The organism is Meiothermus sp. (genome assembly GCF_026004075.1).
GTDB lineage: Bacteria > Deinococcota > Deinococci > Deinococcales > Thermaceae > Meiothermus.
The window spans coordinates 2481137-2506593 of sequence record NZ_BPIK01000001.1; the positions used below are offsets into that span (position 1 = coordinate 2481137).

The 25457-nt window shown below is 63.9% G+C and carries 29 protein-coding genes; 20 read left to right on the top strand and 9 right to left on the bottom strand.

Annotated features, from left to right (window positions below; all coding sequences use genetic code 11):
- The 4 genes from Q0X18_RS12130 to Q0X18_RS12145 are packed head-to-tail and all read left to right on the top strand — an operon-like array spanning position 1 to position 4368.
- On the top strand, positions 1–1074 hold the full coding sequence (locus tag Q0X18_RS12130; RefSeq protein WP_297562822.1) for an FAD-binding protein: 1074 nt from the start codon (positions 1–3) through the stop codon (positions 1072–1074).
- A 14-nt stretch (positions 1075–1088) separates the two neighbouring features.
- Positions 1089–2366 carry a glycolate oxidase subunit GlcF gene (gene glcF / locus Q0X18_RS12135; RefSeq protein ID WP_297562826.1) on the top strand — a complete coding sequence of 426 codons (1278 nt, stop codon included), beginning with the start codon at positions 1089–1091 and terminating at the stop codon, positions 2364–2366.
- Positions 2367–2398: 32 nt separating this feature from the next.
- A complete protein-coding gene (locus Q0X18_RS12140; RefSeq protein ID WP_297562829.1) occupies positions 2399–3649 on the top strand; it encodes a glycerate kinase in 1251 nt (416 codons plus the stop codon).
- A 29-nt stretch (positions 3650–3678) separates the two neighbouring features.
- Positions 3679–4368, top strand: a complete 690-nt coding sequence (locus Q0X18_RS12145) for a carboxylesterase (protein WP_297562832.1) — start codon at positions 3679–3681, stop codon at positions 4366–4368.
- On the opposite strand, the gene Q0X18_RS12150 is transcribed toward Q0X18_RS12145, so the two are convergent.
- The 9 genes from Q0X18_RS12150 to Q0X18_RS12190 all read right to left on the bottom strand — a co-directional run bounded on the left by Q0X18_RS12150 (position 4369) and on the right by Q0X18_RS12190 (position 13261).
- Positions 4369–5040 carry an RNA-binding protein gene (locus Q0X18_RS12150; protein ID WP_297563086.1) on the bottom strand — a complete coding sequence of 224 codons (672 nt, stop codon included), beginning with the start codon at positions 5038–5040 and terminating at the stop codon, positions 4369–4371. It lies immediately after the preceding gene.
- Between the two features lie 11 nt (positions 5041–5051).
- Complete coding sequence (locus Q0X18_RS12155; RefSeq protein WP_297562836.1) at positions 5052–6725, bottom strand: ABC transporter ATP-binding protein; 1674 nt, start codon at positions 6723–6725, stop codon at positions 5052–5054.
- Positions 6726–6773: 48 nt separating this feature from the next.
- A complete protein-coding gene (locus Q0X18_RS12160; RefSeq protein ID WP_297562839.1) occupies positions 6774–7967 on the bottom strand; it encodes a sugar synthetase in 1194 nt (397 codons plus the stop codon).
- Positions 7957–8742: an acyl-ACP--UDP-N-acetylglucosamine O-acyltransferase gene (lpxA, locus tag Q0X18_RS12165; RefSeq protein ID WP_297562842.1), complete on the bottom strand. Its 786-nt coding sequence runs from the start codon at positions 8740–8742 to the stop codon at positions 7957–7959. Before lpxA ends, Q0X18_RS12160 begins: the two co-directional genes overlap by 11 nt.
- Entirely contained in the window at positions 8739–9182 is a 444-nt protein-coding gene (gene fabZ / locus Q0X18_RS12170) for a 3-hydroxyacyl-ACP dehydratase FabZ (protein ID WP_297562844.1), read from the bottom strand. Before fabZ ends, lpxA begins: the two co-directional genes overlap by 4 nt.
- Before the next feature lie 36 nt (positions 9183–9218).
- Positions 9219–10181: a Gfo/Idh/MocA family protein gene (locus Q0X18_RS12175; protein ID WP_297562846.1), complete on the bottom strand. Its 963-nt coding sequence runs from the start codon at positions 10179–10181 to the stop codon at positions 9219–9221.
- A gap of 113 nt (positions 10182–10294) precedes the next feature.
- On the bottom strand, positions 10295–11059 hold the full coding sequence (lpxC, locus tag Q0X18_RS12180; protein ID WP_297562848.1) for a UDP-3-O-acyl-N-acetylglucosamine deacetylase: 765 nt from the start codon (positions 11057–11059) through the stop codon (positions 10295–10297).
- 48 nt (positions 11060–11107) lie between these two features.
- Entirely contained in the window at positions 11108–12109 is a 1002-nt protein-coding gene (locus Q0X18_RS12185) for a UDP-3-O-(3-hydroxymyristoyl)glucosamine N-acyltransferase (protein WP_297562852.1), read from the bottom strand.
- 105 nt (positions 12110–12214) lie between these two features.
- On the bottom strand, positions 12215–13261 hold the full coding sequence (locus tag Q0X18_RS12190) for a rod shape-determining protein (RefSeq protein ID WP_297562855.1): 1047 nt from the start codon (positions 13259–13261) through the stop codon (positions 12215–12217).
- Between the two features lie 808 nt (positions 13262–14069).
- On the opposite strand from Q0X18_RS12190, the gene Q0X18_RS12195 reads away from it, so the two are divergent.
- From Q0X18_RS12195 to Q0X18_RS12270, 16 genes are all read left to right on the top strand, one after another.
- The gene (locus Q0X18_RS12195) at positions 14070–14267 is read left to right on the top strand and encodes a helix-turn-helix domain-containing protein (RefSeq protein WP_297562857.1); all 198 of its coding nucleotides are present in this window, start codon (positions 14070–14072) and stop codon (positions 14265–14267) included.
- A gap of 10 nt (positions 14268–14277) precedes the next feature.
- Entirely contained in the window at positions 14278–15162 is an 885-nt protein-coding gene (locus Q0X18_RS12200) for a toprim domain-containing protein (protein ID WP_297562860.1), read from the top strand.
- Positions 15159–16679 (top strand): YfjI family protein, encoded by a 1521-nt coding sequence (locus tag Q0X18_RS12205; RefSeq protein WP_297562862.1) that lies wholly within the window; start codon positions 15159–15161, stop codon positions 16677–16679. Before Q0X18_RS12200 ends, Q0X18_RS12205 begins: the two co-directional genes overlap by 4 nt.
- Positions 16680–16962: 283 nt before the next feature.
- On the top strand, positions 16963–17262 hold the full coding sequence (locus Q0X18_RS12210; RefSeq protein WP_297562865.1) for a hypothetical protein: 300 nt from the start codon (positions 16963–16965) through the stop codon (positions 17260–17262).
- The gene (locus Q0X18_RS12215; RefSeq protein WP_297562867.1) at positions 17259–17792 is read left to right on the top strand and encodes a hypothetical protein; all 534 of its coding nucleotides are present in this window, start codon (positions 17259–17261) and stop codon (positions 17790–17792) included. The genes Q0X18_RS12210 and Q0X18_RS12215 overlap by 4 nt, the downstream gene beginning before the upstream one ends.
- A gap of 160 nt (positions 17793–17952) precedes the next feature.
- Positions 17953–18165 (top strand): hypothetical protein, encoded by a 213-nt coding sequence (locus Q0X18_RS12220; protein WP_297562869.1) that lies wholly within the window; start codon positions 17953–17955, stop codon positions 18163–18165.
- Positions 18143–19306: a site-specific integrase gene (locus tag Q0X18_RS12225; RefSeq protein WP_013015022.1), complete on the top strand. Its 1164-nt coding sequence runs from the start codon at positions 18143–18145 to the stop codon at positions 19304–19306. The genes Q0X18_RS12220 and Q0X18_RS12225 overlap by 23 nt, the downstream gene beginning before the upstream one ends.
- Before the next feature lie 548 nt (positions 19307–19854).
- Positions 19855–20052: a helix-turn-helix domain-containing protein gene (locus Q0X18_RS12230; RefSeq protein WP_297562874.1), complete on the top strand. Its 198-nt coding sequence runs from the start codon at positions 19855–19857 to the stop codon at positions 20050–20052.
- A gap of 10 nt (positions 20053–20062) precedes the next feature.
- A complete protein-coding gene (locus tag Q0X18_RS12235) occupies positions 20063–20521 on the top strand; it encodes a hypothetical protein (protein ID WP_297562876.1) in 459 nt (152 codons plus the stop codon).
- Positions 20514–21452 carry a DNA primase gene (locus Q0X18_RS12240; RefSeq protein ID WP_297562878.1) on the top strand — a complete coding sequence of 313 codons (939 nt, stop codon included), beginning with the start codon at positions 20514–20516 and terminating at the stop codon, positions 21450–21452. The genes Q0X18_RS12235 and Q0X18_RS12240 overlap by 8 nt, the downstream gene beginning before the upstream one ends.
- Positions 21449–22390: a hypothetical protein gene (locus tag Q0X18_RS12245; RefSeq protein WP_297562880.1), complete on the top strand. Its 942-nt coding sequence runs from the start codon at positions 21449–21451 to the stop codon at positions 22388–22390. Before Q0X18_RS12240 ends, Q0X18_RS12245 begins: the two co-directional genes overlap by 4 nt.
- Positions 22356–23174: a hypothetical protein gene (locus tag Q0X18_RS12250; RefSeq protein WP_297562884.1), complete on the top strand. Its 819-nt coding sequence runs from the start codon at positions 22356–22358 to the stop codon at positions 23172–23174. The genes Q0X18_RS12245 and Q0X18_RS12250 overlap by 35 nt, the downstream gene beginning before the upstream one ends.
- A 225-nt stretch (positions 23175–23399) precedes the next feature.
- A complete protein-coding gene (locus tag Q0X18_RS12255) occupies positions 23400–23936 on the top strand; it encodes a hypothetical protein (RefSeq protein WP_297562886.1) in 537 nt (178 codons plus the stop codon).
- The gene (locus Q0X18_RS12260; RefSeq protein WP_297562889.1) at positions 23933–24496 is read left to right on the top strand and encodes a hypothetical protein; all 564 of its coding nucleotides are present in this window, start codon (positions 23933–23935) and stop codon (positions 24494–24496) included. Before Q0X18_RS12255 ends, Q0X18_RS12260 begins: the two co-directional genes overlap by 4 nt.
- The gene (locus Q0X18_RS12265; RefSeq protein WP_013015020.1) at positions 24483–24866 is read left to right on the top strand and encodes a hypothetical protein; all 384 of its coding nucleotides are present in this window, start codon (positions 24483–24485) and stop codon (positions 24864–24866) included. Before Q0X18_RS12260 ends, Q0X18_RS12265 begins: the two co-directional genes overlap by 14 nt.
- Before the next feature lie 368 nt (positions 24867–25234).
- A partial coding sequence (locus Q0X18_RS12270; RefSeq protein WP_297562891.1) for a hypothetical protein occupies positions 25235–25457 on the top strand: 223 nt, incomplete at its 3' end.

The following is a 25457-nucleotide window of genomic DNA, read 5'->3' on the forward strand; positions in this document are numbered from 1 at the left end:
ATGACCGTGCTCTACCCCACCAGCCCCGCCGAGGTGCAGGAGGCCATCCGGGCCCACAGCCGGGTGCGGGCCAGGGGCGGCGGCAGCAAACCGGCCCTTTCCACGCCAACAGAAGACCAGACCGTTCTGGAGATGCGCGGCCTCTCGGGGGTGAAGGAGTACGACCCCGGCGAGTACGTGCTGGTAGCCCGGGCCGGAACCCCCCTGGCCGAGGTGGAGCGGCTTCTGGCCCAGCACGGGCAGTACCTGCCCTTCGACCCGCCCCTGGTGGAACAGGGGGCCACCCTGGGGGGCACGGTGGCCGCCGGGCTTTCCGGCCCCATGCGGCAGCGCTATGGGGGGGTGCGCGACTTCATCCTGGGGGTGCAGTTCGTGGACGGCACGGGCCAACTGGTGCGAGCAGGTGGCAAGGTTGTCAAGAACGCCGCTGGCTTCGACCTGCCCAAGCTGATGGTGGGCAGCCTGGGGCGGCTGGGCCTCCTCACTGAGCTGGCCTTCAAGGTCTTCCCCTACCCCAAAGCCACCGCCACCCTGCGGGTGGCCTTCCCCAAGCTGGAAGCGGCCCTCGAGGCCCTCTACCGGCTGGCGGGCTCGTCCATCGAGCTCTACGCCCTCGACCTCGAGCCCCCCGCCACCCTGGCCCTCCGCCTGGGGGGCCTGCCCGAAGCCCTTCCGGCCCGGCTGGAGCGGCTCACAGCCTTTATGGGCAGGGCCGGCGACCTCCTGCAAGGCGAGGCCGAAGCCCGGTACTGGCGCGACCTGAACCGGCTCGAGCTGGGCGCGGGTTATCTGGTTAAAGTAGCCCCCTCTGCCCGGCAGATCCCCGCCCTGGAACAGGCCCTGGGCAGTGTCCCCCGCCGGTACATGAGCGCAGGCAACCTGCTATACCTGGCCTGGAACGACGAGCTGGCCCAGTTGGATACCCTGTTACGATCTCAGAACTTATCTGGTCTGGTTCTGAGGGGCCACACCGCTCGCCCCCAGATTGGAATAGACTTGGAACAGGTCTTTGGTCAGCGGGTGGCCGCCGCCCTCGATCCTCAAGGCCGGTTCAGCCCTACTCCACCCCAGTAACCCCAGGAAAACCTATGCAGCACAAGATTGACGTCGAAAAGCTCGGCCCCCAGGGTGAAATCATGGCCCACGCCATCGAGGCCTGCGTGCACTGTGGCTTCTGCCTGCCGGCCTGCCCCACCTACCAGGTGCTGGGCGAGGAGATGGACTCCCCCAGAGGGCGGATTTTTCTGATGAAAGAGGTGCTGGAGGGCAACCTGAGCATGGAGGAAGCCCAGCCCTACCTCGATAAGTGCCTGGGCTGCCAGGGCTGCGTGACGGCCTGCCCCAGCGGCGTGCCCTACGGCGAGCTCATCGCCACCTACCGGGGCTGGAGCGAGCCCCAGCGCCACCGCTCCCCTTTCCAGAAGCTCTTTCGCATCGGCCTTCAGGAGACCCTCCCCTACCCCTCGCGCTTCCGTGCTGCGGCCACCCTGGGCCGGCTGGGCAAGCCGATCAAGCCGCTGCTGCCGCCCCTGCTGCAAGCCCCGCTCGAGCTGCTCCCCGACCAACTGCCCAAACACCAGCCCCTGCCCGAGCTGGTTCCCGCCGAGGGCGAACGGCGGGCTCGAGTGGCCTTTCTGGCCGGCTGTGCCCAGCAGGTGTTGCAGCCCAACTTCAACCACGCCACCCTGCGGGTGCTGGCCCGCAACGGGGTGGAGGTGGTGATCCCCAAAGGCCAGGGCTGCTGCGGCGCGCTGGCGATGCACACCGGCGAGCGCGCGCGGGCCCTGCGCTTCGCCCGCACCAACCTCAGTGCCTTTGCCGGTGAGTTCGATGCCATCCTCACCAACGCCGCCGGCTGTGGCTCGGGCCTCAAGGAGTACCCCCTGCTCTTCCACGGGGAACCCGAGCAGGCCCAGGCCAGTCAGATGGCCGCCAAAGTCCGGGATGTCTCGGTTTTCCTGGTCGAGCTGGGCCTGAAAGCCGTGCCCCCGCTGAAGCGACCCCTCAAGGTGGCCTACCACGACGCCTGCCACCTGGCCCACGCCCAGCAGGTGCGGGCCGAGCCGCGCCAACTGCTGAAAAGCATTCCGGGCCTCGAGCTTGTGGAAATTCCCGAAGGCGAGCTGTGCTGTGGCTCGGCGGGTACCTACAACCTCGAGCAACCCGAAATCGCCGCCACCCTGGGCGAGCGCAAAGCCCGTAACATCCTGGCTACGGGGGCCGAGCTGGTGGTCACCGGCAACATCGGCTGCTTCACCCAGATCCAAAGCCACCTGCGCAAGCTGGGCCGGGAGATTCCGGTGCTACACACCCTCGAGCTGCTGGATCGGGCCTACGCCCAAAGCCCCATCCTTCCGGGCCGCTAAAGCAACCCCGCACCCTGGATAAAATGCCTCTTATGCGCGAGCTGCTCATCGCCAGCTTTCGGCAGGCCCTGGAGCAAACCCACCCCGCCCACCTCACCGCCCAGCACCTCCCCCAGGAGACCCCGGCGCTGATCGTTTCGGTGGGGAAAGCCGCCATGAGCATGCTGGCCGCCGCCCAGGAGCGGTTTCCCCAGGTGCCCTTTATAGCGGTGCCCAAAGCCGAGCCGGGCCGGGACTGGCCGCAAGCGGAACGTGGTCAGATCATACCGGCCCGCCACCCCATGCCCGACGAGCAGAGCATGCGGGCCGCGCAAACCATCCTCCAGGCCGTCTCGCGTTTGCAAACCAGCGATCTTCTGCTGGTTCTGGTCTCTGGGGGCGGCAGCGCGCTGTTGTGTGCACCCTGGGGGATTGACCTCCCCACCAAACAGGCCCTGACCCAGGCCCTTTTGCGCTCGGGGGCCGACATTCAGGAGATTAACGCGGTGCGAAAGCACGTCTCCGCCATCAAGGGGGGGCGGCTGGCCGCGGCCACCCCCGCCCGCATCCACGCCCTGTATCTATCGGATGTTCCGGGCGACGACCTCTCGGTGATTGCCTCGGGCCCCACCGTACCCGACGAGACCACCTTCGCCCAGGCCCTGGCGGTGCTCGACAAGTACGGCCTGGACTTCCCCGAGGTGCGCTCCCACCTGGAGCAAGGCGCAAAGGGTGCCCTGCCCGAGTCGCCCAAGCCGGGCCAGGCCCTCTTCCAGCGGGTGGAAAACCGGCTGATTGGCAGCAACCAGGTTCTGCTCGAGGCCGCCCAGCGCTTCTGGCAGGCCCAGGGCTACCCAGCGGTCATCCTCTCCGACCGCTTCCAGGGCGAGGCCCGCGAGCTGGCCCGCTTTCACGCCAACCTGGTGCAGAGCATCCGCACCCACGGGCACCCCTTCCGCCCCCCGGTGGTGCTGCTCTCCGGCGGCGAGGCCAGCGTGATGGTGCGCGGTTCGGGCCAGGGGGGGCGCAACCAGGAGTTTCTGGCCTGGCTGGGCTTTTACCTGGGCCCGGATGGGGTCTGGGCCCTGGCCGCCGACTCCGATGGCATCGACGGCAACACCCCCGCAGCGGGCGCTATCCTGGCGCCCGACACCTGGAGCCGAGCCCAGCAGCAGGGCCTCGACCTCAAGGCCCTGCTGCACGACAACAACGCGCACGGGTTTTTCCAGGCCCTGGGGGGGTTGCTCATCACCGGCGAGACCGCCAACAACCTCAACGATTTTCGGGTGCTGGTGGTGGAGTAAGCCGCACTGCGGTAAGCTAGGGCCGGCCCATGTCGAACGTTCTGGTTTTGCACGGCTTTACCTCCCACCCCACCCTGACCATGGGGCCGCTCCCCGAAACCCTGCGCAAGGCTGGGTTTACCGTGGCCCAGCCCACCCTGCCCGGCCACGGCACCCGGCCCGAAGACCTGCGCGGTGTGCGCTGGCTGGACTGGCTCCAGACCGCTCGAGAAGCCTATCTGGCACTCCCCGAGCCCAGGGCGGTGGTGGGCCTCTCGATGGGGGGGCTGCTGGCCGGCTGGCTGGCCGCCGAGCACAAGACCGCCGCCCTGGTGGCCCTGGCCCCGGCGCTGGGCTTCAAGAACCGCCTGGCCTACCTGGCCCCGCTGCTGCACTACGTCAAACCCTGGGCCCATAGCACCGACCCCGCCGAAGAGGCCCGGCGGCGGGCGCGGAGCCCCAACTACCCCAATTTTCCGACCGTGGCCCTGACCCAGCTAATCGCGCTCCAGCAACGGGTGCCCGAACTTTTACCCAGGGTCTGGGCCCCGGCTTTGGTGCTCGAGGCCGCCCACGACGACACCGTGCCGGAAGCCGCGGTGCGCCGCTATTTCGCCCTGATTGGGGGCCCCCATAAGGAATACCGGGTCTACCAGAGCCAGCACGATATGCTCCTGGATCCGCTGGCCCAGCAGATCTCCGACGATATCGCGGCCTGGCTGAAAGAAAAGCTGGTGTAGCTATCGGTGCACCTCGAGCTCCAGCTTCACATTGCCGCGCTTGGTCTGGCCCAGCACCTTTTTGACCACCAGGCTGCCCAGCCCTTCGGCCATCAGGTGGTCGCCCTCGGTTATCTCGTCCTTGGCCGAGGCGGTCTTGCCCCGGAGTTTGACCTTGCCGGCCTTGACCCCCTGGGCAAAGTAGGTGCGCGAGACCCCAAAACCCTTGGCCCCCACCACGTCCACCCGCAGGCTGGGCACCACCACGCTGCGGGTGCGCTCGCGCGTTCTGGGCAACTGCTCGGGCGCAGCTTCTTTGGCCTGGAGGCCGGCTTCTTGCAGGGTTTTGAGGCCTTTGGGAAGGGTGGCCAGCAGAAAGCCGTCCTGGGTCTCCTCGAGATCCCCCAGCAGCCCCGGCTCCAGCAGCGCGCGCAGCCTGTCTTCCAGGGCCTCGAGGTCGCCCTCGAAGGTCAGGAAGACCACCACGGTGGGGTCGGATACCGCAGGAATGTGTTCGGGGAAGAGCACCGCCACCTTCCTCGAGGCCATGGGCAACCCCCCGAAGGCCTCGAGGCGCAGCCCCTCCTGCTGGGCCTGCCGGCGGAGTTCCTCCAGCGACTCGGCCTCCAGAAAGGGGGTCTGTACCACCCGGCCCCCTCGAGCTTTTTTCAGGTATTCCTGCATGGCGTCCATCCTTTCAATCGTCAACTTTTCCAAAAGTCCGCGTAGAGGCCGGGCAAACCCATCAGCTCGGCGTGGCTGCCCACCTGCACGATCCGGCCCTTTTCCATCACCACGATCTGATCGGCGTGCTGCACGGTGGCTAGGCGGTGCGCCACCACAATCACCGTGCGGCCCGGGCGGGCGGCCTCGAGGGCGGCCATCACCTGCCCCTCGCTGTGGCGGTCGAGGGCGCTGGTAATCTCGTCTAGCAAAAGAATTTTGGCCTCCCGTAGCAGGGCCGCCGCAATCGCCAGGCGCTGCCGCTGCCCCACCGAAAGCCCGCCCCCGTCGTCCTCGAGCGGGGTTTGCAGGCCAATTTCCCGGCCCAGGCCCACGGTGTCCAGGGCTTGCTGCATGGCTTCCGGGCGGGCGCCAGGGGCCAGCGCGGCCAGGTTCTCCTGGACGGTTCCGGCGAACAGCAGGGGCTCCTGCGGAACCCAGGCCATGCGGGCCCGCAACCACCCCGCCTCGTAGCTGTGTAGCTCGAGGCCATCCAGCAAGACCTGCCCCGCACTGGGGCGGTACAGGCCCAGCAGCAAGCGCAGCAGGGTGCTCTTGCCCGCCCCCGAGGGGCCCACAATGGCCGTGAAGGAGCCCGGCGCGATGCGCAGGTTGAGGTTTTGCAGGGTGGCCGGGCTACCGGGGTAGGCGAAGCTAAGGTTGCAGAGCTCGAGGCCCCCCGCCAGGGTCTGGGGTCGGAGCTGCCCCATGGCCGGGGCCGGGGGCAGCTCGAGCAGCTCCACCAGGCGGGCCGCGGCTCCCTCGGCCTGGGCAAACCCAGTGCCGATGCGGCTCAGCAGTTGCAGGGGAGTCACCGCCAGCCCCAGCAAGGTGAGGAACGCGGTCAGATCGCCGGGGGTCATCTGCCCCCGCTGCACCGCCCCAACCCCCAGGGCCAGCAGCAGGCCCAGCAGCAGCGTGGTAGCGAGCTGCCCTAGGGGCAGGTTGAGGGCCGCAATCAGGGCGCGGGTGCGCCCCAAGCGGTACTGCTGCTGGTTGCTGTGTCGGAAGCGCGCCTGGGCAAAGGCCTGCAAGTTCAGGGCCCGGATCAGCTCCAGACGCCCGAACCCCTCGGCCATGCGGGCGGCCAGGCGCTCCATAGCGGCCTGGGTGCGCCGGCTGTAGCGGGTCACCCAGGCCCCAAGCCAGCCCAGCAGCAAGGCCATGAAGGGCAGCACCAGCAGCAGGTACAGGGTGAGCTGGGCGTAGTGCAACAAGAGCTGGGCTAGCAGAGCCAGCAGCAGAATCCCCTGTACCAGCAGCCCCCCCAGGCTGTAGAACAAAAAGCCCTCGAGCTCCTTCAGATCGGCCACCAGCCGCCCGGTCAGCCCGCCGGAGGAGGCCGGAAGGGCCATCAGGTCGGCTTGCAGCAATCGCTCAAACACCCGCTCCCGCCAGACCGCCGGAATTTTGAGGGAAAGGTAGCCTATAAAGGCCTCGAGCACATACCCGCTCACCACCAGCACCGCCAGCAGGCCCGCCCCCACCAGGAGCACCTCTCCGAGCCGCTCCCACTGCCCCGACAGCACCTGATCGAACAGCGGCTTGACCACCAGGGTGGGCAGCCAGGCCTGGGCCGCCGCCGGCAGCAAAGCCAGCCCGGCCGCCAGCAGAATTTGCGGCAAAAAGGGACGCAGTAGCCGGAGAAGGTTCATGGAAGAAAAGTTTCACCGCTGCCGGAATTTCTAAGCCGTCGCCGGGTATCAGCAGTGGGCCAGCACATACTCCACCAGCTTATCGGCTCCGGGCCGGGCGTCCAGGCGCTTTAGCCGGGCCCGGACTTCCTGGGCCCGCTGGGGCTCGAGCAGCTCGAGGCCCGCAGAGGCCACCTCCGTCGGGCTAAAAACCCCGCGCAACTCGGGGAAAACCCGCTCGTTTAGCCACAGGTTGGGCAGGGCCAGGTGGGGCATGCCCGCCACCAGCCGCCAGACGAAGCGCTGCTTGAGGCTGCGGAGGCCCGGCCCGCTCAAAAGCCAGTGCCAGAAGCCCTCCAGCGGTAGCATCTCCGGCTTGTGCAAGGGCAAGAGCACCAGCGAGGGCAGGCCGGCCAGGGCCAGCTCGAGGGTGTTGGTTCCGGGAATGGTAATCGCCAGCTGCGCGCAGCGCATGGCCGCATAGCGCTGGGGCTCATCCAGCACCAGAACCTCGAGGCCCCCGGTGGTTTGCAGGCGATCGCCCACCCAGCGGGCCCCCACCCCGCCCAGATCTTTCACCAACTCTGCTTCCAGCGCCTCGGCCACCACCGCCTCCGGCAGCAAGCGGCTCTTGACCCAGGCAAACCGCAGGTCGGGCCGGGCTTTAGCCATCTGCTCGGCCACCGCCAGCAAAAACCCCAGCAGGTAGCGGGCCGCAAAAGGGCGGCTACCGGCCAGCAGCAGCACCTCGGCGGCGGGGGCAGGCACTATCGACGCCTCTTGGAGGGCATCCACCACCAGATTGCCCACCACCTCGATGCGGGCCGGGTTCACCCCGCGAGCCTGCATGGCCGCCCGGGTGCGCTCGGAATCCACCAGCACCGCCCGCAAGCCGGGGTGATGGGCCTTGGCATCGAAGGTGTAGGAAAAAGCCGGGTAGCCCGTGGCCCGGCCCAGCAGCACCGCGTCGCGGGGCGCCCCTCCCAGCATCAGCACCAGCCCACGGCGGCCCGTCTTGCGCTCCAAGAGCCTGCGGAAAAGCGCGGAGCGGCCCGAGAGGGCGTCCAGTTGCAGTGCTTCGGCCTTGGTCTGCTCGGTTCCGGCGGCAAACTGGTCGCGGATCAGGAACAGCTCGATGCGGGCCCCGGGCACCCGCTGCCGCAGGCGCGTCAACACAGGCGGCACCCAGGTCGAAAGCTCGCCGGGGCCGTTGGTCAATAGCAGAATTTCGTCCAGCATCTTGGGTTCGACTTCAGACCTCAAAATCCGGCTCGCCCCGCACGAAGCCCGAGAGACGGCGCCTGGAAGGCCCCGCCAGGAAGGCTTTGAGCATCTGTACCTCCTCGGTATCGGGCAGGCCCTCGAGGGGGCGGCCCTCGCGCAGCGCCCGGAAGGCTTGCTCGAGGGCCCGGTAGCGCTCGCCGTGGATGCCGGCCCGGCGCAGCCCCACCGTGTTGAGACGGTAGTGCCGGGCCGGACTGCCGTCGGCCAGGGTAAAGGGCAGGATATCGCGGGTGGGCTTGGAGAGGGCCCCTACCATGGCCCGGGTGCCAATCCGCACAAACTGATGGATACCGGCCAGCCCCCCCACCACCGCATAAGGGCCAATCTCTACGTGGCCGGCCACCGCCACGCCCTGGGTCAGAATCACACCGTCGCCCACCTGGGCGTCGTGGCCCACGTGCACATGGCCCATCAGGTAGCAGCCCGCGCCGATCCGGGTGGGCGCTTCTTCCTTGGTGGAGCGGTGCAGGATCACCCCTTCGCGCAAGACTGTGTTTTCCCCGACCTCGAGCCAGGTCTCCTGCCCTTTGAAGCTTAAATCCTGCGGGAGGCCCCCCAGCACCGAGTGGGGCCCCACCCGAACCCCGGCGGCCAGCCGCACATACGGGTGGATGACCACATGGGGCCCTAGCTCCACCCCAGGGCCTATCTCACAGGGGCCTTCCACCACTGCATACGGGCCAATCTTCACGTCCGGGGCCAGATGGGCTTGGGGGGAAACCACCGCGGTGGGGTGGATGGCAACCCGGCTCACGAAACAGCGCCTCCTGTATCGGAGCGCAACACAAAGGTTAGGGTGGCCTCGGCCCGCAACTCGCCCTCTACCCTGGCTTCGACCTTCACCTTCCCCAAACCCCGCCGGTAGGCTAGCAGTTCCCCTTCCAGAATCAGGGTGTCGCCCGGAACCACCGGCTTCTTGAAGCGGGCCTCCTCCACCCCCACCAGAAACACCAGCCCCCCCGGCTTGAATTCCGGCTGTTTGGTCACCACCGCCACCGAACCCTGGGCCATGGCCTCGATCAACAACACCCCGGGCATGATGGGATAGCCAGGAAAATGGCCTTGAAAATGCGGCTCGTTAAACGAAACGTTCTTCAAGGCCCGAAAACGCTTTTCGTCGGCTTCCAGCACCCGATCAATTAGCAAGAACGGGTAACGGTGCGGCAGGAGCTTGAGAATCTCGTAAATGTCCACGGCTTAATACTAAAGGGCCGGGGCCGCCAAGGGGTTTCAGCGGCTCATCACCGGCTGGAGGGCGTTGGAAAGCTCCAGGGCCAGCTCGAGGGCCTGCAGATCGTCCTCGAGGGTCACCAGCGAGGGTTCCCCTTTCTGAATCCGATCCACAAAATGCTTAAGCTGGCGCCGCAGGGGGTTGTCGTTGTGAATGGCGATGCGCTCGGTCTGAACCTGGGTGCGCCCGTTGGGCTCGACGCGGTCGGGGTCGGGTTGCACAGGCGGCGAGCGGTGCAGCGAGAGCTCGGTGTACTCGCTGTTGAAATCCAGCCGCAGCACCTCGCCGGGCTGGGTGATGGTGAGCGAGCGCTCGGCCTGGGGCGAGATTCGACTCGCGGTAAACAGCGCCCGGGCCCCCGAGGGGAAGTCCACCACGGCCTGGGCGTACTCATCCAGCCCCTCCACCTGCCGGCCCACCACGCTGTAGCGCAAAGGCTTCTCCCGCAGCAGCAGGAGAACCAGGTCCAGGTCGTGAATCATCAGGTCGAGTACCACCCCAATGTCGCGTATCCGACGGTTATTGCCTATGCGACGGGCCTCGAGCACCCAGGGGGTTTTGACCATGTTCATCAGGTCGTTCACGGCCCGGTAAAAACGTACGATGTGCCCTACCTGCAAGACCACGCCGCGTTTTTCGGCCAGCCGCACCAGCTCCCGCGCCTCTTGCATGGTGCGGGTCATGGGCTTTTCCAAAAGCACATGTACCCCGGCCTCCAAAAACATGCGGGCCTGCTCGTAGTGAAAAGAGGTAGGGGAAGCAATCGAAACCGCCTGCACCTTACCCAGCAGGTCTTCCGGGCTGGCAAATGCCGGTACCTCCAGGTCCTGCTCGATGGCGGCCTGACGAAACGGGTCGGGGTCGGCCACCCCCACCAACCGAACCCCCGGCAATCCTGCGTATACCTGAGCGTGGTACGTCCCCATCACACCAACACCCACAACGCCTACATTTAGCTCCATAGAATCCTCGTAACGTGATGCACAAACCCTGCGTCCCAAGCAGGATGATACACTTAACACCCATTTGCAACCACTTTTTCATCAGGCTGGGCTTTAGAGAAAGCTCAGAAACGTCACAGCCTGGGTGTTGCCTCGAGCAGCCTGGCCAGCTCCACGTGCAAACGGTGCGAGGCCCGGTGGGCGACGAACTGCCCTTGGTAGGGCCTGCCGGCCAGGTACAGGTCGCCCAGAAAATCCAGGGCCTTGTGGTACACGGGCTCGTGCAGCATGCGGGGCGTATTGACCAGGCCGTACTCGCTAAAAACCAGGGCATTCTCCAAAGAAGCCCCCTGGATGAGGCCCTGGGCCCGCAGGGCTTCTACCTCGTGCAGAAAGCCAAAAGTACGGGCCGGGGCCAGCGCCTCCAGAGGCGTGGGGGGGCACTGCACCTGCTGGTAGCCAATCCTGGGGTGCGGGAAAAGGATGGTGGTGGTGAGGGCAAACCGCTCCCCCGGCTGGGCCAGCACGCTGCTGCGCCCTTCCTCGACGCGGACAGCACCGCTCAACGGCACCGCCTCCGGGCCCAGCGCCGGAACCCCCTCCAAGGCCGCCAGCCATTCCTGGGCACTACCGTCCAGTATGGGAATCTCCGGGCCGGTCACCTCGATGACCAGACCTTCCCAGATGCCCCGGATAAAGAGCGCGGCCAGCAGGTGTTCTACAGTCATCAGCCGCAGGTTATGCCCCCCCAACACCGTGCAGCGAGCGGTATCTACCACGCTCGAGGCCAGCGGGCGCAGCTCGAGCCCCCCAACCCAAAAACGCACCGGCCCTTCGGCCGGGTGAAACCGCACCGTACCCTGTTCGCCGCTGTGGAGGCCTGTTCCTCGAACCATCATAGGTATCTGACGCGTTTGATAAGCATTCCGGCGGAACCGGTATGAGGCTCACTTCTCCGGTGGAATTCCTTTTAGAAGTTGGCGCAAGCTACGCTCAACGCCCACCAGCCAGTCGAGTACGGCCAGACGCCGCCAGTGCTTGCGGATGGGCTGGGCAGGAATTCCGCTGGCCCAGGTTTCGCCGGGGGGAACCTCTTTGGAAACCCCACTACCCCCCGTCAGGCGGGCCCCTTTGCCCACCCGCACATGGTCGGCAATCACCACCCAGCCCCCCATCAACACCCCATCCTCCACCATGGCGCTGCCGCCAATGGCGCTGCTACCCACCATGACCACGTTTTTTCCTATCTGAACGTTGTGGCCGATGTCGGTGAGGTCGCCAATTTTGCTGAAAGCGCCGATACGGGTCTCCCCCACCACGCTGCGCTGCACCACGCAGTTGGCCCCCAGCTCCACCCCATCCTCCAGCACCACCCGGCCGGTATGGGGCAGGCGCCGGTTGTCTTGAAAGCCAAATCCAATAGCGCCCAGCACCGTGCCCGTACCGATGTGGCAGCCCGCCCCCACACGGGTGCGCGGGTAGAGTGTTACACGGGGCTCGAGCACCGTCCGGGGGCCAACCTCCACGTTCTCGCCCACGTAGCAGTAGGGCCCAACCACCGCACCAGCCCCCACTCTGGCCCCCCGGCACACCAGCGCATACGCCCCTATTGCAGCGGTGGGGTCTACTTCCGCCCCCGCCTCGAGGGTAGCGGTGGGGTGCACGCCCACCTCCGCCCAGGTTTCGGGTCGGTTGAAAAGGGCCAGCACCAGCGGCCAGGCTTTTTGCACCGAGGCAACGCGAATCCGGCTGACACCCGATGGGCACTGGGTTGTTTCATCCAGGATCAAAGCCGCTCCCGTCTCCAGAGCCGCCGGCAAAAACCGGGCCTCCCGCACCACCACCAGCTCGCCCGGCCTGGCCCGGTCGGGCGGGGCCAAGTCGGTAATCTCGGTATCGGGGCCCTCGAGGCGACCCCCCAGACGTTGGGCAATTTCAGAGAGCAGCATACGAAGCCAAAATTAAGCTCCCAGTCAACCCCACCCAAGGCCGTATCGGCTTTGAAAAAAACGAAACCGGGTATGAGCCAACCTAGCTCGTCTGGGAGACCTCGATTACCGCCGCAGTACGTTATCGGAGGTGACCAGGGCATCCCGCAGCACGTGCAGCATATCGAGGGCCTTGCCAGTACCCAAAGCCACCGCCTCCACAGCATTCTCGGCCACCACCACCGGTACGCCGGTGGCTTCTTGTAGCAGCAGATCCAGGTTACGCAGCAGTGCCCCCCCGCCGGTCAGCAAAATGCCCCGGTCAATGATGTCGGCCACCAGTTCGGGCGGGGTGGTCTCGAGCACGCTTTTCACCCCTTGGACAATCTTCTCCAGGGGCTCCTTGAGGGCTTCGATCACATCGTCGGCGGTTACCTCGATGCTCTTGGGCAGGCCCGAAATTAGGTCGCGACCTCGCACCTCGGCTACCATGCCCTGCTCACCCGGTGCCAGCTTGGCCGCCCCGATCTTGATTTTGAGCTCCTCGGCGGTGCGTTCCCCTATCAGCAGGTTGTACTTGTTGCGGATGAATCGAATGATGGAATCGTCGAATTCGTTGCCGGCAATGCGCAGGCTGGTCGAGCGCACGATACCGCCCAACGAGATAACCGCGATATCGCTGGAACCGCCCCCAATATCCACCACCATGCTGCCGGTAGGCTCGGCAATTTTGATGCCGGCCCCAATGGCTGCGGCCAGGGGTTCATCAATCAGATAGGCCCGCTTGGCACCGGCTTCTACGATGGCCTGCACCACCGCCCGGCGTTCGACCTCGGTCACCCCGGAGGGCACCCCTACCATCACCTGGGGCCTAAAAAAGCGCAAAGGGGGCAAAACTTTCTTGATGAAGAGGGTAAGCATCCGTTCGGTCAGGGTGTAGTCGGCGATCACGCCATCCTTCAGAGGGCGGGCCGCCACGATATTGCCCGGTGTACGCCCCAGCATCCGGTAGGCTTCGGCCCCTACGGCCTTGACTTCTTTGGTGTCGCTGACCATGGCAATAACCGAGGGCTCCCGCAACACAATACCCTTGCCACGCATGTAAATGAGCACCGAGGCGGTACCCAAGTCAATGCCTACGTCTTCCCCGCGAAACGAAAATAACCCAGCCATAGCGATTTATTGTACAGGTTTGCATGTGAAGCACAAAGTGTGGTTTTGTCAAAAGGGTTTTATACCGTTTCAGCTTGAATCCTTCACCGTTGGCCGTAGTCAGAGGTGAAGGATTCAAGCCGACCAAAGGGAGTAGAAAAGCATTTCGGTAGGATCGTTTAGGCTTGTCAAAGTGAACGATACTACCGAAATGCTTATTATGCTGTTTATGACAGTGGAACCCCCGCCTCGAGCCAGCGGGCGCTGCGCTTCGAGGTTCAGCATCCAGCAAGGTGAACCCTTCTGGGTTGGCTTCTCAGATGAGCCTGGGAGTATAAAGCAAAACCGGAGCCCTGACGACTCCGGTTTTTTGCGTCCTGGACTTGGTGGGCGATGTAGGATTTGAACCTACGACCCCACGCGTGTGAAGAGTAAAAGCAGCGTACCAAGGCGTACAAGGGTGTTGGAGATTTAGCCTTTAGAACGGGATTTTTGCCCAAAGGGGTTATTCGCTGTTGGGGGTAACTTTTGGGGGTATGAGCAGTTAATGGGGGTACGGTTTGGGGGTACACAACGACCCCACGCCTTAGTACGACCTTGTACGGGATTGGGGGGGGTTGGAATGGGCTCCATTTTGTGGTACTCTAACGCTAGAGTAGCCAAACTCTACCTGACCTGCCGCAAGGCAGGTATTTTTATGCCCCTCCGCCACAACAAAGACCCGCCTTTATCGGCTTTCTTCCGCGAACCCCACAGAGGTCTTTTCGCCCTCGTGGGGTTTTTTGTTGGTTTTCGGCAATGGAAGTTTGCTGATGAAAGGACGTAACAAATGGAACGTTTAGCAATCACTCCAAGGGAGCTCGCGAAGATGCTTGGCGTTAGCGCCAACCACGTTTATAACCTGATTGCGAGCGGTCAGGTAAAGGTTACTCGACTGGGAAGGCGTTTGCTGGTTCCCCGCTACGAGCTCGAGCGCCTGGGGCTCTTGCCCAAGGAAAACCCCGCCGGGGCTGGCGGGGAGCGCTAGGGGGTGGGCTGTGCCACGCTTCTTCAGTAATCATAGCACCCCCGAGCCGCAAGCGCTGCTCGAGCGGCTCGCCAACGTTCAGGCTGTCGGACGCGATAGGTGGACGGCTACTTGCCCGGCTCACGGTTCGGGCAAAAACAAGGCCCTCTCGGTTGCCCTCAAGGGCGATAGGTTGCTGCTGCATTGTTTCGCGGGTTGTCCGGCTAACGCGGTGCTCGAGGCCCTCGGGCTCACCTGGCGAGACCTGTATGCGAAGGATAGCAAGCCCTGGGAGGCCCCCGGCTACTACCGCCCTGTAGCCCCCGAGCGCCCTACAACCCCCGCTGAGGCCCGCGAGAGGTGGGTGCGTTGGTGGGACAAGGCAACCCCTCATCATCCCTTGCTCAGGACATACCTACGCGCCCGAGGGCTGAGCATCACCCCACCCCCGACCCTTCGGCTGGCGACCTGGGGAGAGAAACGCTTCATGCTCGCCCGCGTTGAAGGCCCGCGAGGGCTGGTGGGGATGCACATGACCCTCTTGAAGCCGGACGGCTCAGGACGACTCGAAAAGCGCCTAGCGAAGGGCTCGCATCCCTTGGGTGGGGCCATCCGGCTTTATCCCCTCGAGGCCAGTAAACCCCTGGCCTTGGCTGAGGGCATTGAGACCGCCCTTGCCGTCCACCAGTCCACCGGCTGGCCCGTATGGGCGTGTGTTTCCGCTATCGGGCTCGAGCAGGTACAGCTACCCCCCGAGGCCCTCGAGGTGGTCATCTGTGCCGACCACGACAAGGCCGGCCTCGAGGCCGCCCGCAAGCTGGCTAGGCGGTTGCTGTCGGAAGGCCGACGGGTTCGGTTAGCTACTCCACCCCGCGAAGGGACGGATTGGCTAGACGTGCTGGGGGGTGCGGCATGAGCGCTAGCGAGTTGCTGAGCAATGCCCCCGAGGTGCAACCCGAGCAGGTATGGCCCGAGCCCTTGCCCCTCTTTCGCGACCCCGAGGCCCCCGAGCCCTTCCCGCTGGAGGCCCTCGGGAAGCTGGAGGGAGTAGCACGCGAGACCCTGCGCATTGTGCAAGCGCCCGACGCTTTGGTGGCCGCTTCCTTCCTGGCGGCTGTAAGCCTGGCTGCGCAAGGGCTGGGTAACGTGGTGGTGGATGGTCGGGTACATCCGTTGAGCCTGTACTTGCTCACCATTGGCGAGAGTAGCGAGCGTAAGTCCAGCGTGGACGCTATAGCCACCGCACCCCTACGCGAAAGGCAAAAAACCCTGTACCTGGCTCAGGAAGAGGTTATCACTGCCTGGGAAGGTCAGGTAGCCGCCTGGGAAGCGGAGCGTAAGCGCATCCTTGGTGACAAAAAGCAAAGCCGGGAGGCAAAGGAAGAGGCCCTGGAGAAACTGGGCTCACCCCCGAATAAGCCCTGGAGCGGGGTGTTTCTGGTGAGCGAGCCCACCTTCGAGGGGTTAGTTAAGTTGCTAGCGGACGGTTGGCCTTTGGCGGGGCTGTTCGCCCACGAAGGGGGAGGCTTCCTCGGGGGGCACGCCATGTCCAAAGACCACCGGCTCCGCACCATCGCGGGACTATCCGAGCTTTGGGACGGCAAGCCGATAGACCGCGCAAGGTCGGGAGATGGGGTGACCCTGCTCTTCAACCGCCGTGCGGCTGTACACCTGCTGGCGCAACCGCTGGTAGCCCGCAACCTGCTAGGGGATACCTTAGCCAGAGACCAAGGCATCCTCTCGCGCTGCCTTACCGCCGAGCCCTTGAGCACAGCAGGAACCCGCCGGTACGTGGAAGAGGCCGTGGAGGACACCCCCGCCTATCAGGTTTACGCCGCCCTGCTGGGGCTTGTCTGGGAAAAGGTAGAGCATTCTCTGTTGAACGACCCCGAAAGCCGAAGGCAAGGGCTGGTGCTGCGGAACGTACCCCTAACGCCGGAGGCTAAAGGCTTATGGGTGCAGTTTTACAACCACATCGAGACCAACCTAAAGGGAGACCTGGCCCCCATAAGGGGCTTCGCCGGGAAGCTGCCAGAGCACGCCTTGAGGCTAGCCGGGGTGCTGGCCCTCTACCACAACCCCGAGGCGGCAAGCATTAGCAAGGAGCACCTGGAATCCGGTATCGCCCTGGCCCAGTTTTACGGGGCTGAGGCCCTGCGGCTGACGGGAGGCTACCGCATACCCCGACCCCTGGCGCAAGCGCAAGAAGTGCTGACCTGGATTATCGCCCGCACCCAAGGCCGCACCCCTCGGATGGTGTACCTGCAGGAGGTGTACCAGTTTGGCCCCTCCGAGGTACGAAGCGCCAAAGCCGCCCGTGAGGTGCTGCGGTTGCTTGAAGAACATGGCTACCTGGCCCACCGCCCGAACGCCGAAGTGGAAGGTGCGACCCGCCGGGATGCATGGGAGGTGAACCCGCATGCCATTCCCTAAGTTTCAGGTTTCAACCCCTGCTAAAGTTGCTAATCTGCTAAACAGGGAACAAGAACCCCGTCCAGTACGCAAAGACGAAGATTCGCCCGATTTGCTAAAAGTTGCTAAAGTTGCTAATCCGCTTGCTAATCCAGAGCCCGACCCCTCGGAGGGGGGGGAGTTTAGCAACCCGATTAGCAGGATTAGCAAAAGTTTAGCAGAATCCGCCACTGGCGGTTTATCCTGTCCTGGACGGGATAAACCCGAGGAGTTTAGCAGATTAGCAGGATTAGCAGACTCTCCCGTGCAAACACCAACCCGTGACCCCGACCCCTCGGGTTGTCCCACCCACTGGCAACGAGTGCCGGAGTTGCCCCCTCGAGGCTCGAGGGTGGCTATGGTCGACGAGGCGGGGTTCGGGAACCTGTACCGCTTCAAGGTTGCCGGCAGGTGGTACTTGCTAAAGTTCCTACCCCCCTTCGATGGCCGGCTGTCCATCACCGACCAGCAGGGTAGGGTGCGGGTGCTGGCTTCCCTCGAGGAGGCCGCAAGCTGGCTGGCTTGGTTGGCACAAGCGGATGAAGGGGATGTGGTAGTGATATGAGCCGCTACCCAAACCTACCCCCCGCCCTGCACCGACTGCTCGAGGCCGGCCCCTGGCAGGGAACCCCCACCGAGCTATACGCCACCCTCGAGGCCCACCGGGTAGAGCCCTGGCCCGCTAACCCGGTAGCCCTGTCCTTGTGGTTGAAGCACCACGCGAGGGAGCACAGCATCACCGTGGAGGCCCTCCACACCGGGGAGCACCGGCTGTTGCGGCTGGTACGGGAGTCTAACGGGTTGAAGGGTGCAACGATTCCGGCACATAGCGGCACGATTCCGCCGCATAACGCCGCATTTTTGAGCTTCCCCACCTGGGCCAAGCTTGAGGCCGCCCTACCGGGAATCCTCGAAGCGGTGAGCGGGGAAGTCACGCTGGCTTTTGACCTGGGGCAAAGCCGGGTAAGCCAGGCCGTCCCCATCACCTGGCTACCAGGGGCGGTAGGGCGCTGGGCGGCACAGTTTCCTCACGCGCTCGAGGTGCGTATCTACCCCGGCGCGGTGGAGGTATCCACCGTGTGGCCCCTTTTTTAGGCGTTCAGAAAACTCAGGATGGGTAAGGGGCTCATGCAAAAACTGCGAATCGGTAAGGGCGCAGGTACAGCAAAAAGGCAAAAAGTAAGAATGGGTTAAGGGAAATTTCCCTTAATAGCCATTAGGGGAAATATCACCCGTTCACGTGGTAAGATTAGACATGCCGAGAAAACCACCGCCGGATGAGGTACGACTCAAGGCCATTGGAGTTACCCGGCTGCGCCCTGGTGAGGCCACCTTCACCGTTCGCGTTCGGGGCAAGGCTGCGGTGCTCGAGCGCTTCGAGCGCCTGACCCCCGAAGAGCGAGGGGCTGTGGTAGAAGCCGGTTTTACAGCGCTGGAGGCCGAGGATGAGCAAGAAGCGAACCGCTAACCTGCAAGGCAACGTCAGGCAACGCCCTAACGGGCTGTGGGAATGCCGCTTTTATGTAACCGAGCCGGACGGCATACACCGCCGCCGGGTATCGGTGTATGCGCCTAGCCAGAAGGAGGCCCTGCAAAAAGCCCACGAGTACCAGGTACAGCACAGCCGGGGGCTGGTAGCGCGTCCTGACCGCCGCCGTTTCGGGGACTTCGCCAAGGAGGTACTGGAGCGCCATACCCGAGGCAAGGCCCCCAACACCAGGCGCAACTACCAGCGCGAGCTAGCCCTGGCCCTGGAGCACCTGGGGGACATCCCCTTGCAGAAACTCACCCCCCACAACCTGCGCCGGATGCTGGATCGGATTGGCGAAAAGCACAGCCCCCGCACCCTGGGTAAGGTGCTGGAGCGCGTCCGGCTGGTGCTGCGGGAAGCGCTGGCCCTCGAGCTCATCCACCGTGACCCGAGCGCTGCGGTACGGCTACCCCGAGCGTCAGAGCGGGATAAGGCCGCGCAACACCTGGAGCCCCCACAAGTGCGGCTGTTGCTGGAGTATGCCGAGGCTTCCAAAAGCCCGACTATGGCCCTGTTGCTGCGGGTGCTGGTACAGCTAGGGCTACGCAAAGGGGAGGCGCTGGGGCTGCAATGGCGGGACGTGGACTTCAAGGAGGCCACCCTGCGGGTGGAGCGGCAATACACCCTGCAAGGCAACAAAGCCGATATAGGCCCCTTGAAGACCCGTGCGGCAAGGCGGGTGCTTCCGCTACCGGCTGACCTGCTTGCACGGCTTCAGGCCCGCTATGAAGCCCTGTGCAGCGAGGGCTTCCGGCCCCAAGACCTGCAAAACGCTTTTGTGTTCGGGCTGGACAGGCCGCTGGACGTGAACGCACCCAACCACTTTTTGCACCGCCTGGTGGAGCGCATACGGGCTGACCACCCCGAGTTTCCCGAGGTACGCATCCACGATTTACGCCACACCGCTGCCTCGCTGATGCTGGCCAGGGGCCTTGACCTGTCCCTGGTAGCCGACAAGCTGGGCCACGCCACCCCGAGCGTCACCCTTGGCGTGTACCGTCACCTGTTGCAGGAAGAGCGCAGGGCCGGGGTGTTGGCTTTGGAAGACCTGTTGAGCGGCTCCCGTCACCGAGCCTAGCTCGAGCCCCAATGGGGGTATGGCGTGGGGGTACAAGCGAAAACCGGAGCCTTAGCGACTCCGGTTTTTCTCGTCCTGGACTTGGTGGGCGATGTAGGATTTGAACCTACGACCCCACGCGTGTGAAGAGTAAAAGCAGCGTACCAAGGCGTACAAGGGTGTTGGAGATTTAGCCTTTAGAACGGGATTTTTGCCCAAAGGGGTTATTCGCTGTTGGGGGTAACTTTTGGGGGTATGAGCAGTTAATGGGGGTACGGTTTGGGGGTACACAACGACCCCACGCCTTAGTACGACCTTGTACGGGATTGGGGGGGGTTGACTTTTTCCCCACTTTTTACTACATTTTCTCTAAGATAGGCGAAAGCTATACCAAGTAAGCAAAAGCTGTACCAACCTGCCGTAGGGCAGGCATTTTTATGCCCCTCCGCCACAACAAAGACCCGCCTTTATCGGCTTTCTTCCGCGAACCCCACAGAGGTCTTTTCGCCCTCGTGGGGTTTTTTGTTGGTTTTCGGCAATGGAAGTTTGCTGATGAAAGGACGTAACAAATGGAACGTTTAGCAATCACTCCAAGGGAGCTCGCGAAGATGCTTGGCGTTAGCGCCAACCACGTTTATAACCTGATTGCGAGCGGTCAGGTAAAGGTTACTCGACTGGGAAGGCGTTTGCTGGTTCCCCGCTACGAGCTCGAGCGCCTGGGGCTCTTGCCCAAGGAAAACCCCGCCATGCAGGGCGGGGAGCGTTAGGGGGTGTGCTGTGAATATCCCTAAGCCCATTCTACAAGACAAGCTGACCTTCCTCTCGCACTTCCCCCACAACCAGCGGGCCACCGCCACTAACTTTCTGCTCGAAGCCGTCCGCGCCGGCTGCAACGAACCTAACCAGGTGGTGGGCTACGCCCTTGAAACGGCGTGCCGCCGTTGCCACCTCGAGGCCGCGCAAACCCTGCGGTTGCTCTCCCACCTTGACCCCGAGGCCCTGTTAGCCGGGGCACGCTGGGCTTTGTGGTGGGAGAGTCTGTCCCCCGAGGAGAAGCGCCGTTTTCGGGAGGGGCGGGCTGAGGAAGCCATAGAGCGCTGGATGGCAGAACAGCCCCCGACCGAGAAACAGCTACGCTACCTCGCCAGTCTGGGCTACCGTGGGCCGACACCCGCTAATCGGCTCGAGGCTTCCCGGCTGATTGACGAGCTTGTGAAGGGGGTGCGCCATGCCTAGCCCCCTACAAGCCGCTAGCATCCCCCCCTCTTTGCGCCCGCTGAAGCAGTGGGTGCTCTGGCGCTACGAGGTGCGGGGTGGCGAGAAAACCAAAGTCCCCTTCCGCCCCTCCAGCGTGAAAGCCAAGAGCAACGACCCTGCCACATGGGTTGATTTTGAAAGCGCCGTGAAGGCCTTTGAGCGGGGCGGCTTCGATGGGGTGGGCTTCGTCTTCGCCAAGGATGGCGGCATCGTGGGGGTTGATTTGGACTGGAAAGGCTGGGCCGGGGAGGGCGTGCCCCTCGAGGTTCAGACCATCGTAGATCGGCTGAACTCTTACACCGAGTGGAGCCCGAGCCGGAAGGGCTGCCACATCCTGCTAAGGGGCAAGCTGCCAGCCGGGATTGGCAAAAAAGAGCATCTAGCGCCCGGTGTAGACCTCGAGGTGTACGACCGCGTGAGGTTTTTCACCGTGACCGGGGAGCGCTGGGAAGGCTACCCCGCTGACCTAGAGGAGCGTCAAGCCGAACTCGAGGCCCTGTTAGCTGAACTCTTCCCCCCACGAGAGAGAAAGCGCCCGCTGCCCGAGCCCCCACCCCCACCACCGAGGGAGGTCAGGATAGGGGGCTCTCCCAGGAGGCTCACCGCGCTGCTAGGCGCTTACGCAGAGGCGGTGAGAACGGCTCAACAGGGTACCCGGCACAATACCTTGATTGGTTACGCCCGTGCCGCCGGTGGATTGGTGCCGCACGGATTAGACCCCCAGGAAGCGGAAGAGGCCCTGGTAGCCGCTGCCCTCGAGGCCGGACTACCCGAGGCCGAGGCCCGAGCAGCGGTGCGGTGGGGGCTCGAGGTGGGCCGCTCCCATCCCCTTTACCTGGAGGACGCTCACGCTTACCAACCCTCTACCTACCGGGCCCGTGTCTACAAACGGCTGAGGAGGTGGGTATGACCTTCCCCGACCTGCTCAAGAAGGTGGAAGGGGCCCGAGCGGAGACCCTGCCCGCGCTGCTGCCCGAACTGTTCAAGGGCATGTACGAGGCCGCGCTGCTGGACACCGAGACGGAAGCCCTATTCCAGGCCGTCAAGAAGAAGACCGGGGTTAGTGTCGGTGCGTTGCGTAAAGACTGGGCCCGCTACCGCACCACGTGGGAGGAGAAGGCCCGGCAAGAGACCGCCCCTAGCCTCACCCCCGAGGCCTTTGAGGCCGCACAGGAGCTCTCGAAAGACCCCGCGCTACTCCACAAAGCGATTGAGACCATAGGGGGGTTAGGGGTAGTGGGAGAGCAGGAAAACCGGGGCCTGCTTTATCTGGCCCTGCTATCCGCTAAGTCTCAGACTCCTATCTCGGTGCTGGTCAAAGGCCGGAGTTCGTCGGGCAAGTCTTTTCTCGTCTCAAACGCGCTGAAGCTAATCCCCCCCAGGGGTTACTACGAGCTCTCATCCATGAGCAGCAAGGCCCTGGTGTACACCGACCTCGACTTTTCCCACCGTCACCTGGTGTTGTACGAGGAAGACGGCTTGCAGGCTGCGGATGTGCTCTACTTGATCCGCAGCCTGCTGTCAGAAGGGCAAATCCGCTATCTCACCGTGGAGAAAAACGGTAGTGGGAAACTCGTAGCCCGAGAAATAACCCGACCAGGCCCTACAGGACTCATCACAACGATGACCAAAGGGCTGACGAAAGAGGACAACGAGACCCGCACCTTCTCCCTCTACATGGACGACAGCAAAGAGCACACCCTTCGGGTGGTGGCCGCCCTAGCCGAGCGGGAAGCCCTGGGTACCCGCTCCGAGGTAGACACTACGCCCCTGGCACGCGCTCTACGAGGCCCTGCCCCAAGCCGAGGTGATAGTGCCCTTTGCCCCCCACATCACCCGGCTGCTTGAGTCCAAAGACCTGCCTGAGGACTTGACCCGGCTCCGTAGGGATTTTGTACGCTACCTGACGCTGGTAAAAGTGATAACCCGGCTACACCACGCCCGGAGGGAGACCCAGGGGGGTTGCCTGGTGGCTACCCTCGAGGACTACGCCCTGGCCTACCACCTGGCTGCTCGCCCGATGGCCCGGAGTGTGCACACCATCAGCCCCCAGGCCCTGGCGTTGGCTCGAGCCGTGGGCGAGGTGCACGCTCTGAAGGTGGAAAAGGCGCAAGAGAAAGGCGGTTCTGAGGAGTCGGTGGTGGTTTACGCCAAAGAACTGGCTAAGCACCTACGCTGGGCGAAACGGACGGTGCACAAGTGGCTAGACCAGGCCGAGGCGGCTGAGCTAATAGACATAAACAAGGACGGTAACCGGTTAGCCATCCGACCCCTGGAAGGGGCCCGCCTGGAAGAAGAATCCTTCCGGCTTCTTCCCGAGCCTGAAAAGCTGGCCCAGGAGTTAGGAGAGGGGGGTAGCTACATCCACCCCATCACCGGAAAACTCTGCGTGCTCTATCCTTCCGAAACAGCGTGCACGTTTTCCCCAAAAACCCCAACAAATAACGTCCAGAACGATGGAAACCATCGTGCACGCTATGTGCACGAACGTGCACGGGAGGAGGAGAAAAGCCCTCTGGAAGAGGAAAAAACCCGTGCACAAGGGGAAGCGCCTTCTTTATCGCAAAAAACCGAGGAGCGCGCACGCACCGTGCACCCCCCCCGTGCACGCTCGGGGTGGAGGGAGGTATAGCGTGCCCACCCCCCGTACACAAAACACCGCGAATGCCGTCCTGGACGTAAAGAGGAATGTGCACGCTGTTTGCCCCGTCCTGGACGGTGTTTCTCCTGGGGGTGTGCACATCCGTGCACATGGCGTGCACGATGGTTTTTACTGTCCTGGACGGCATTACCACCCGATTTTGAGTGAATCGTGCACGCACTTTGGGGAAGAAAGAGGCACGCAAAGGAGGAGCCCATGACCCGACTGGATCTCCTGGCCGCCCTGCGGGCCCTTGAGGCCCTGCCCCTGGCCCGGGAGGGGGGGAGGCTCCTCCTCCCCGAGGAGACCCCGGAAGAGGTTTTCCAGGCCATCCGCCCCCACAAGGCCCGCCTCCTCCGGGCCCTGGAGGACGGGGAGGAGGTGCCCGCCCGCGCCCTCCTGGAAGACCCCCGCCGCCGGGCCCTCCTCCTTTTGCCCGAAGAGGGGGAAGAGAAGGGTGTGAGCCTTACCCGCGACCCCGACCCCTCAGGCTGCCCTACCCACTGGCAGAGGGTGCCCGAACTACCCCCTCGAGGCTCGAGGGTGGCTATGGTAGACGAGGCGGGGTTTGGGAGGCTATACCGCTTCAAGGTCAAAGGGGTGTGGTACTTGCTGAAGTTTCTACCCCCCTTTGACGGTAGGGTGTCCCTGACCGACCAGCAAGGAAGGGTGAGGGTGCTGGCTTCCCTGGATGAGGCCGCTGGCTTCCTGGCCCTGGTGACAGAGGACGAGGAGGATGTGTTGGTGATATGAGCCGCTACCCCCACCTACCCGCTGCCCTGCTGGGGCTGCTCGAGGCTGGCCCCTGGGAAGGAACCCCCACCGAGCTTTACATCGCCCTCGAGCCCTACCGGGTAGAGCCCTGGCCCGCTAACCCGGTGAGCCTGAGTCTGTGGTTGAAGCACCACGCTGAGGCGCACGGTATCCAGGTGGAAGCCCATCACACCGGGGAGCGCCGGGTGTTGCGGCTGGCACGGGTGGCTAACGGGTTGAAGGGTGCAAGCGAACCGGAACATAGCGGCACGATTCCGCCGAATACCGCCGCGTTTTGGAGCTTCCCCACCTGGGGGGCTTTACGTGAAGGCCTTCCGGAGGTGTTTGACGCCCACCCCTCTGAGATGACTTTTACCCTCGCGTACCGTTACCCGAACTGGCAAAGCGCGAGGGTGGTCAAGCGCTTCTTTCTCGAATCTGAAGCAGCGGAGGATTCCTTACGCTACCCCCAGGTGTGCGAGGTGCGTATCTACCCCGGTGAGGTGGATATAGCCACCGTGTGGCCTATGGAGAATAGGATTGAGTATGCCGAGCTTTGACTACGAACGCGCCGCCACCATCCTGGCCGAGGCCGCATTCTCGGACGACCAGAGTGTGTGTCAGCGTCACGGAATCACGGATAGGACGCTGCGCCGCTATCGTGCGCGGCTGCTGTCCGACCCGCGTCTGTCCGCTTTCGTCCAGGAGCGGCAAGCGCGGCTTGCTGAGCAGTGGGCACACGAGCTGGCACCCGCTATCGGTGCGGCTGTTCGGTTTCTCCGGCAAGCCGCACAAAGCGCTGACCCCACCAACCCCGCCGCAATCCGCGCTGTGGCCGAGGCCCTGAAAGCGTTGGCCGAGATAGACATGACCCGCGATATGCTTCGCTCTCGAGTTGGAGGTGACACGTGGGACTTTGGGAAAAACTAAGGCGACTTGAACGGATACAACAAACTGGTGAACGCAGCATCACGCTTCACCGTTCGTACGCGCTGAATAGCGAGCTACACCCGACCCCGGAGCAGCTACGGAAAGCCGAGGCGCTGTGCGAGCAGGCCCGCCGCGAACACCCACGCGCGGTGCTGATTGTTCGTTTTGGCCCCGAGGGGGAGGTCACAGTCACACCCGCAAGGAGGATGCCTACGCTTGGTGCAAAAGCGCCTCATCGTGGCTGAGGCGCTAAAGACCTAAAACACCACCCCTCTTGACCCTTGGGAGGGGGGATTTATCGGTCAAAACAAAAGCGTACTTACTTTACTAAGTGCGCTTTTTGGTAGGCAACCGTGTATAATCCCTATATGCCAAAGGGTGAGAAGCTGCATCTGGTAAGACCCCCACGTGAGGCCCTAGCCGCCCGGTGGGGGTTGCGATTGTTTGAGGACGGAGAGACTGGTGAGCGGGTTTATATCCGTGCCCTTGCCGTGGTACTCGAGCGGTTCAAAGCGCTACCCCCGGACAAGCGGGGCCGGGTGGTGGAGGCCGGGCTCGAGGCTTTAGGGCTGTTGGAGGTGCAGGATGAGC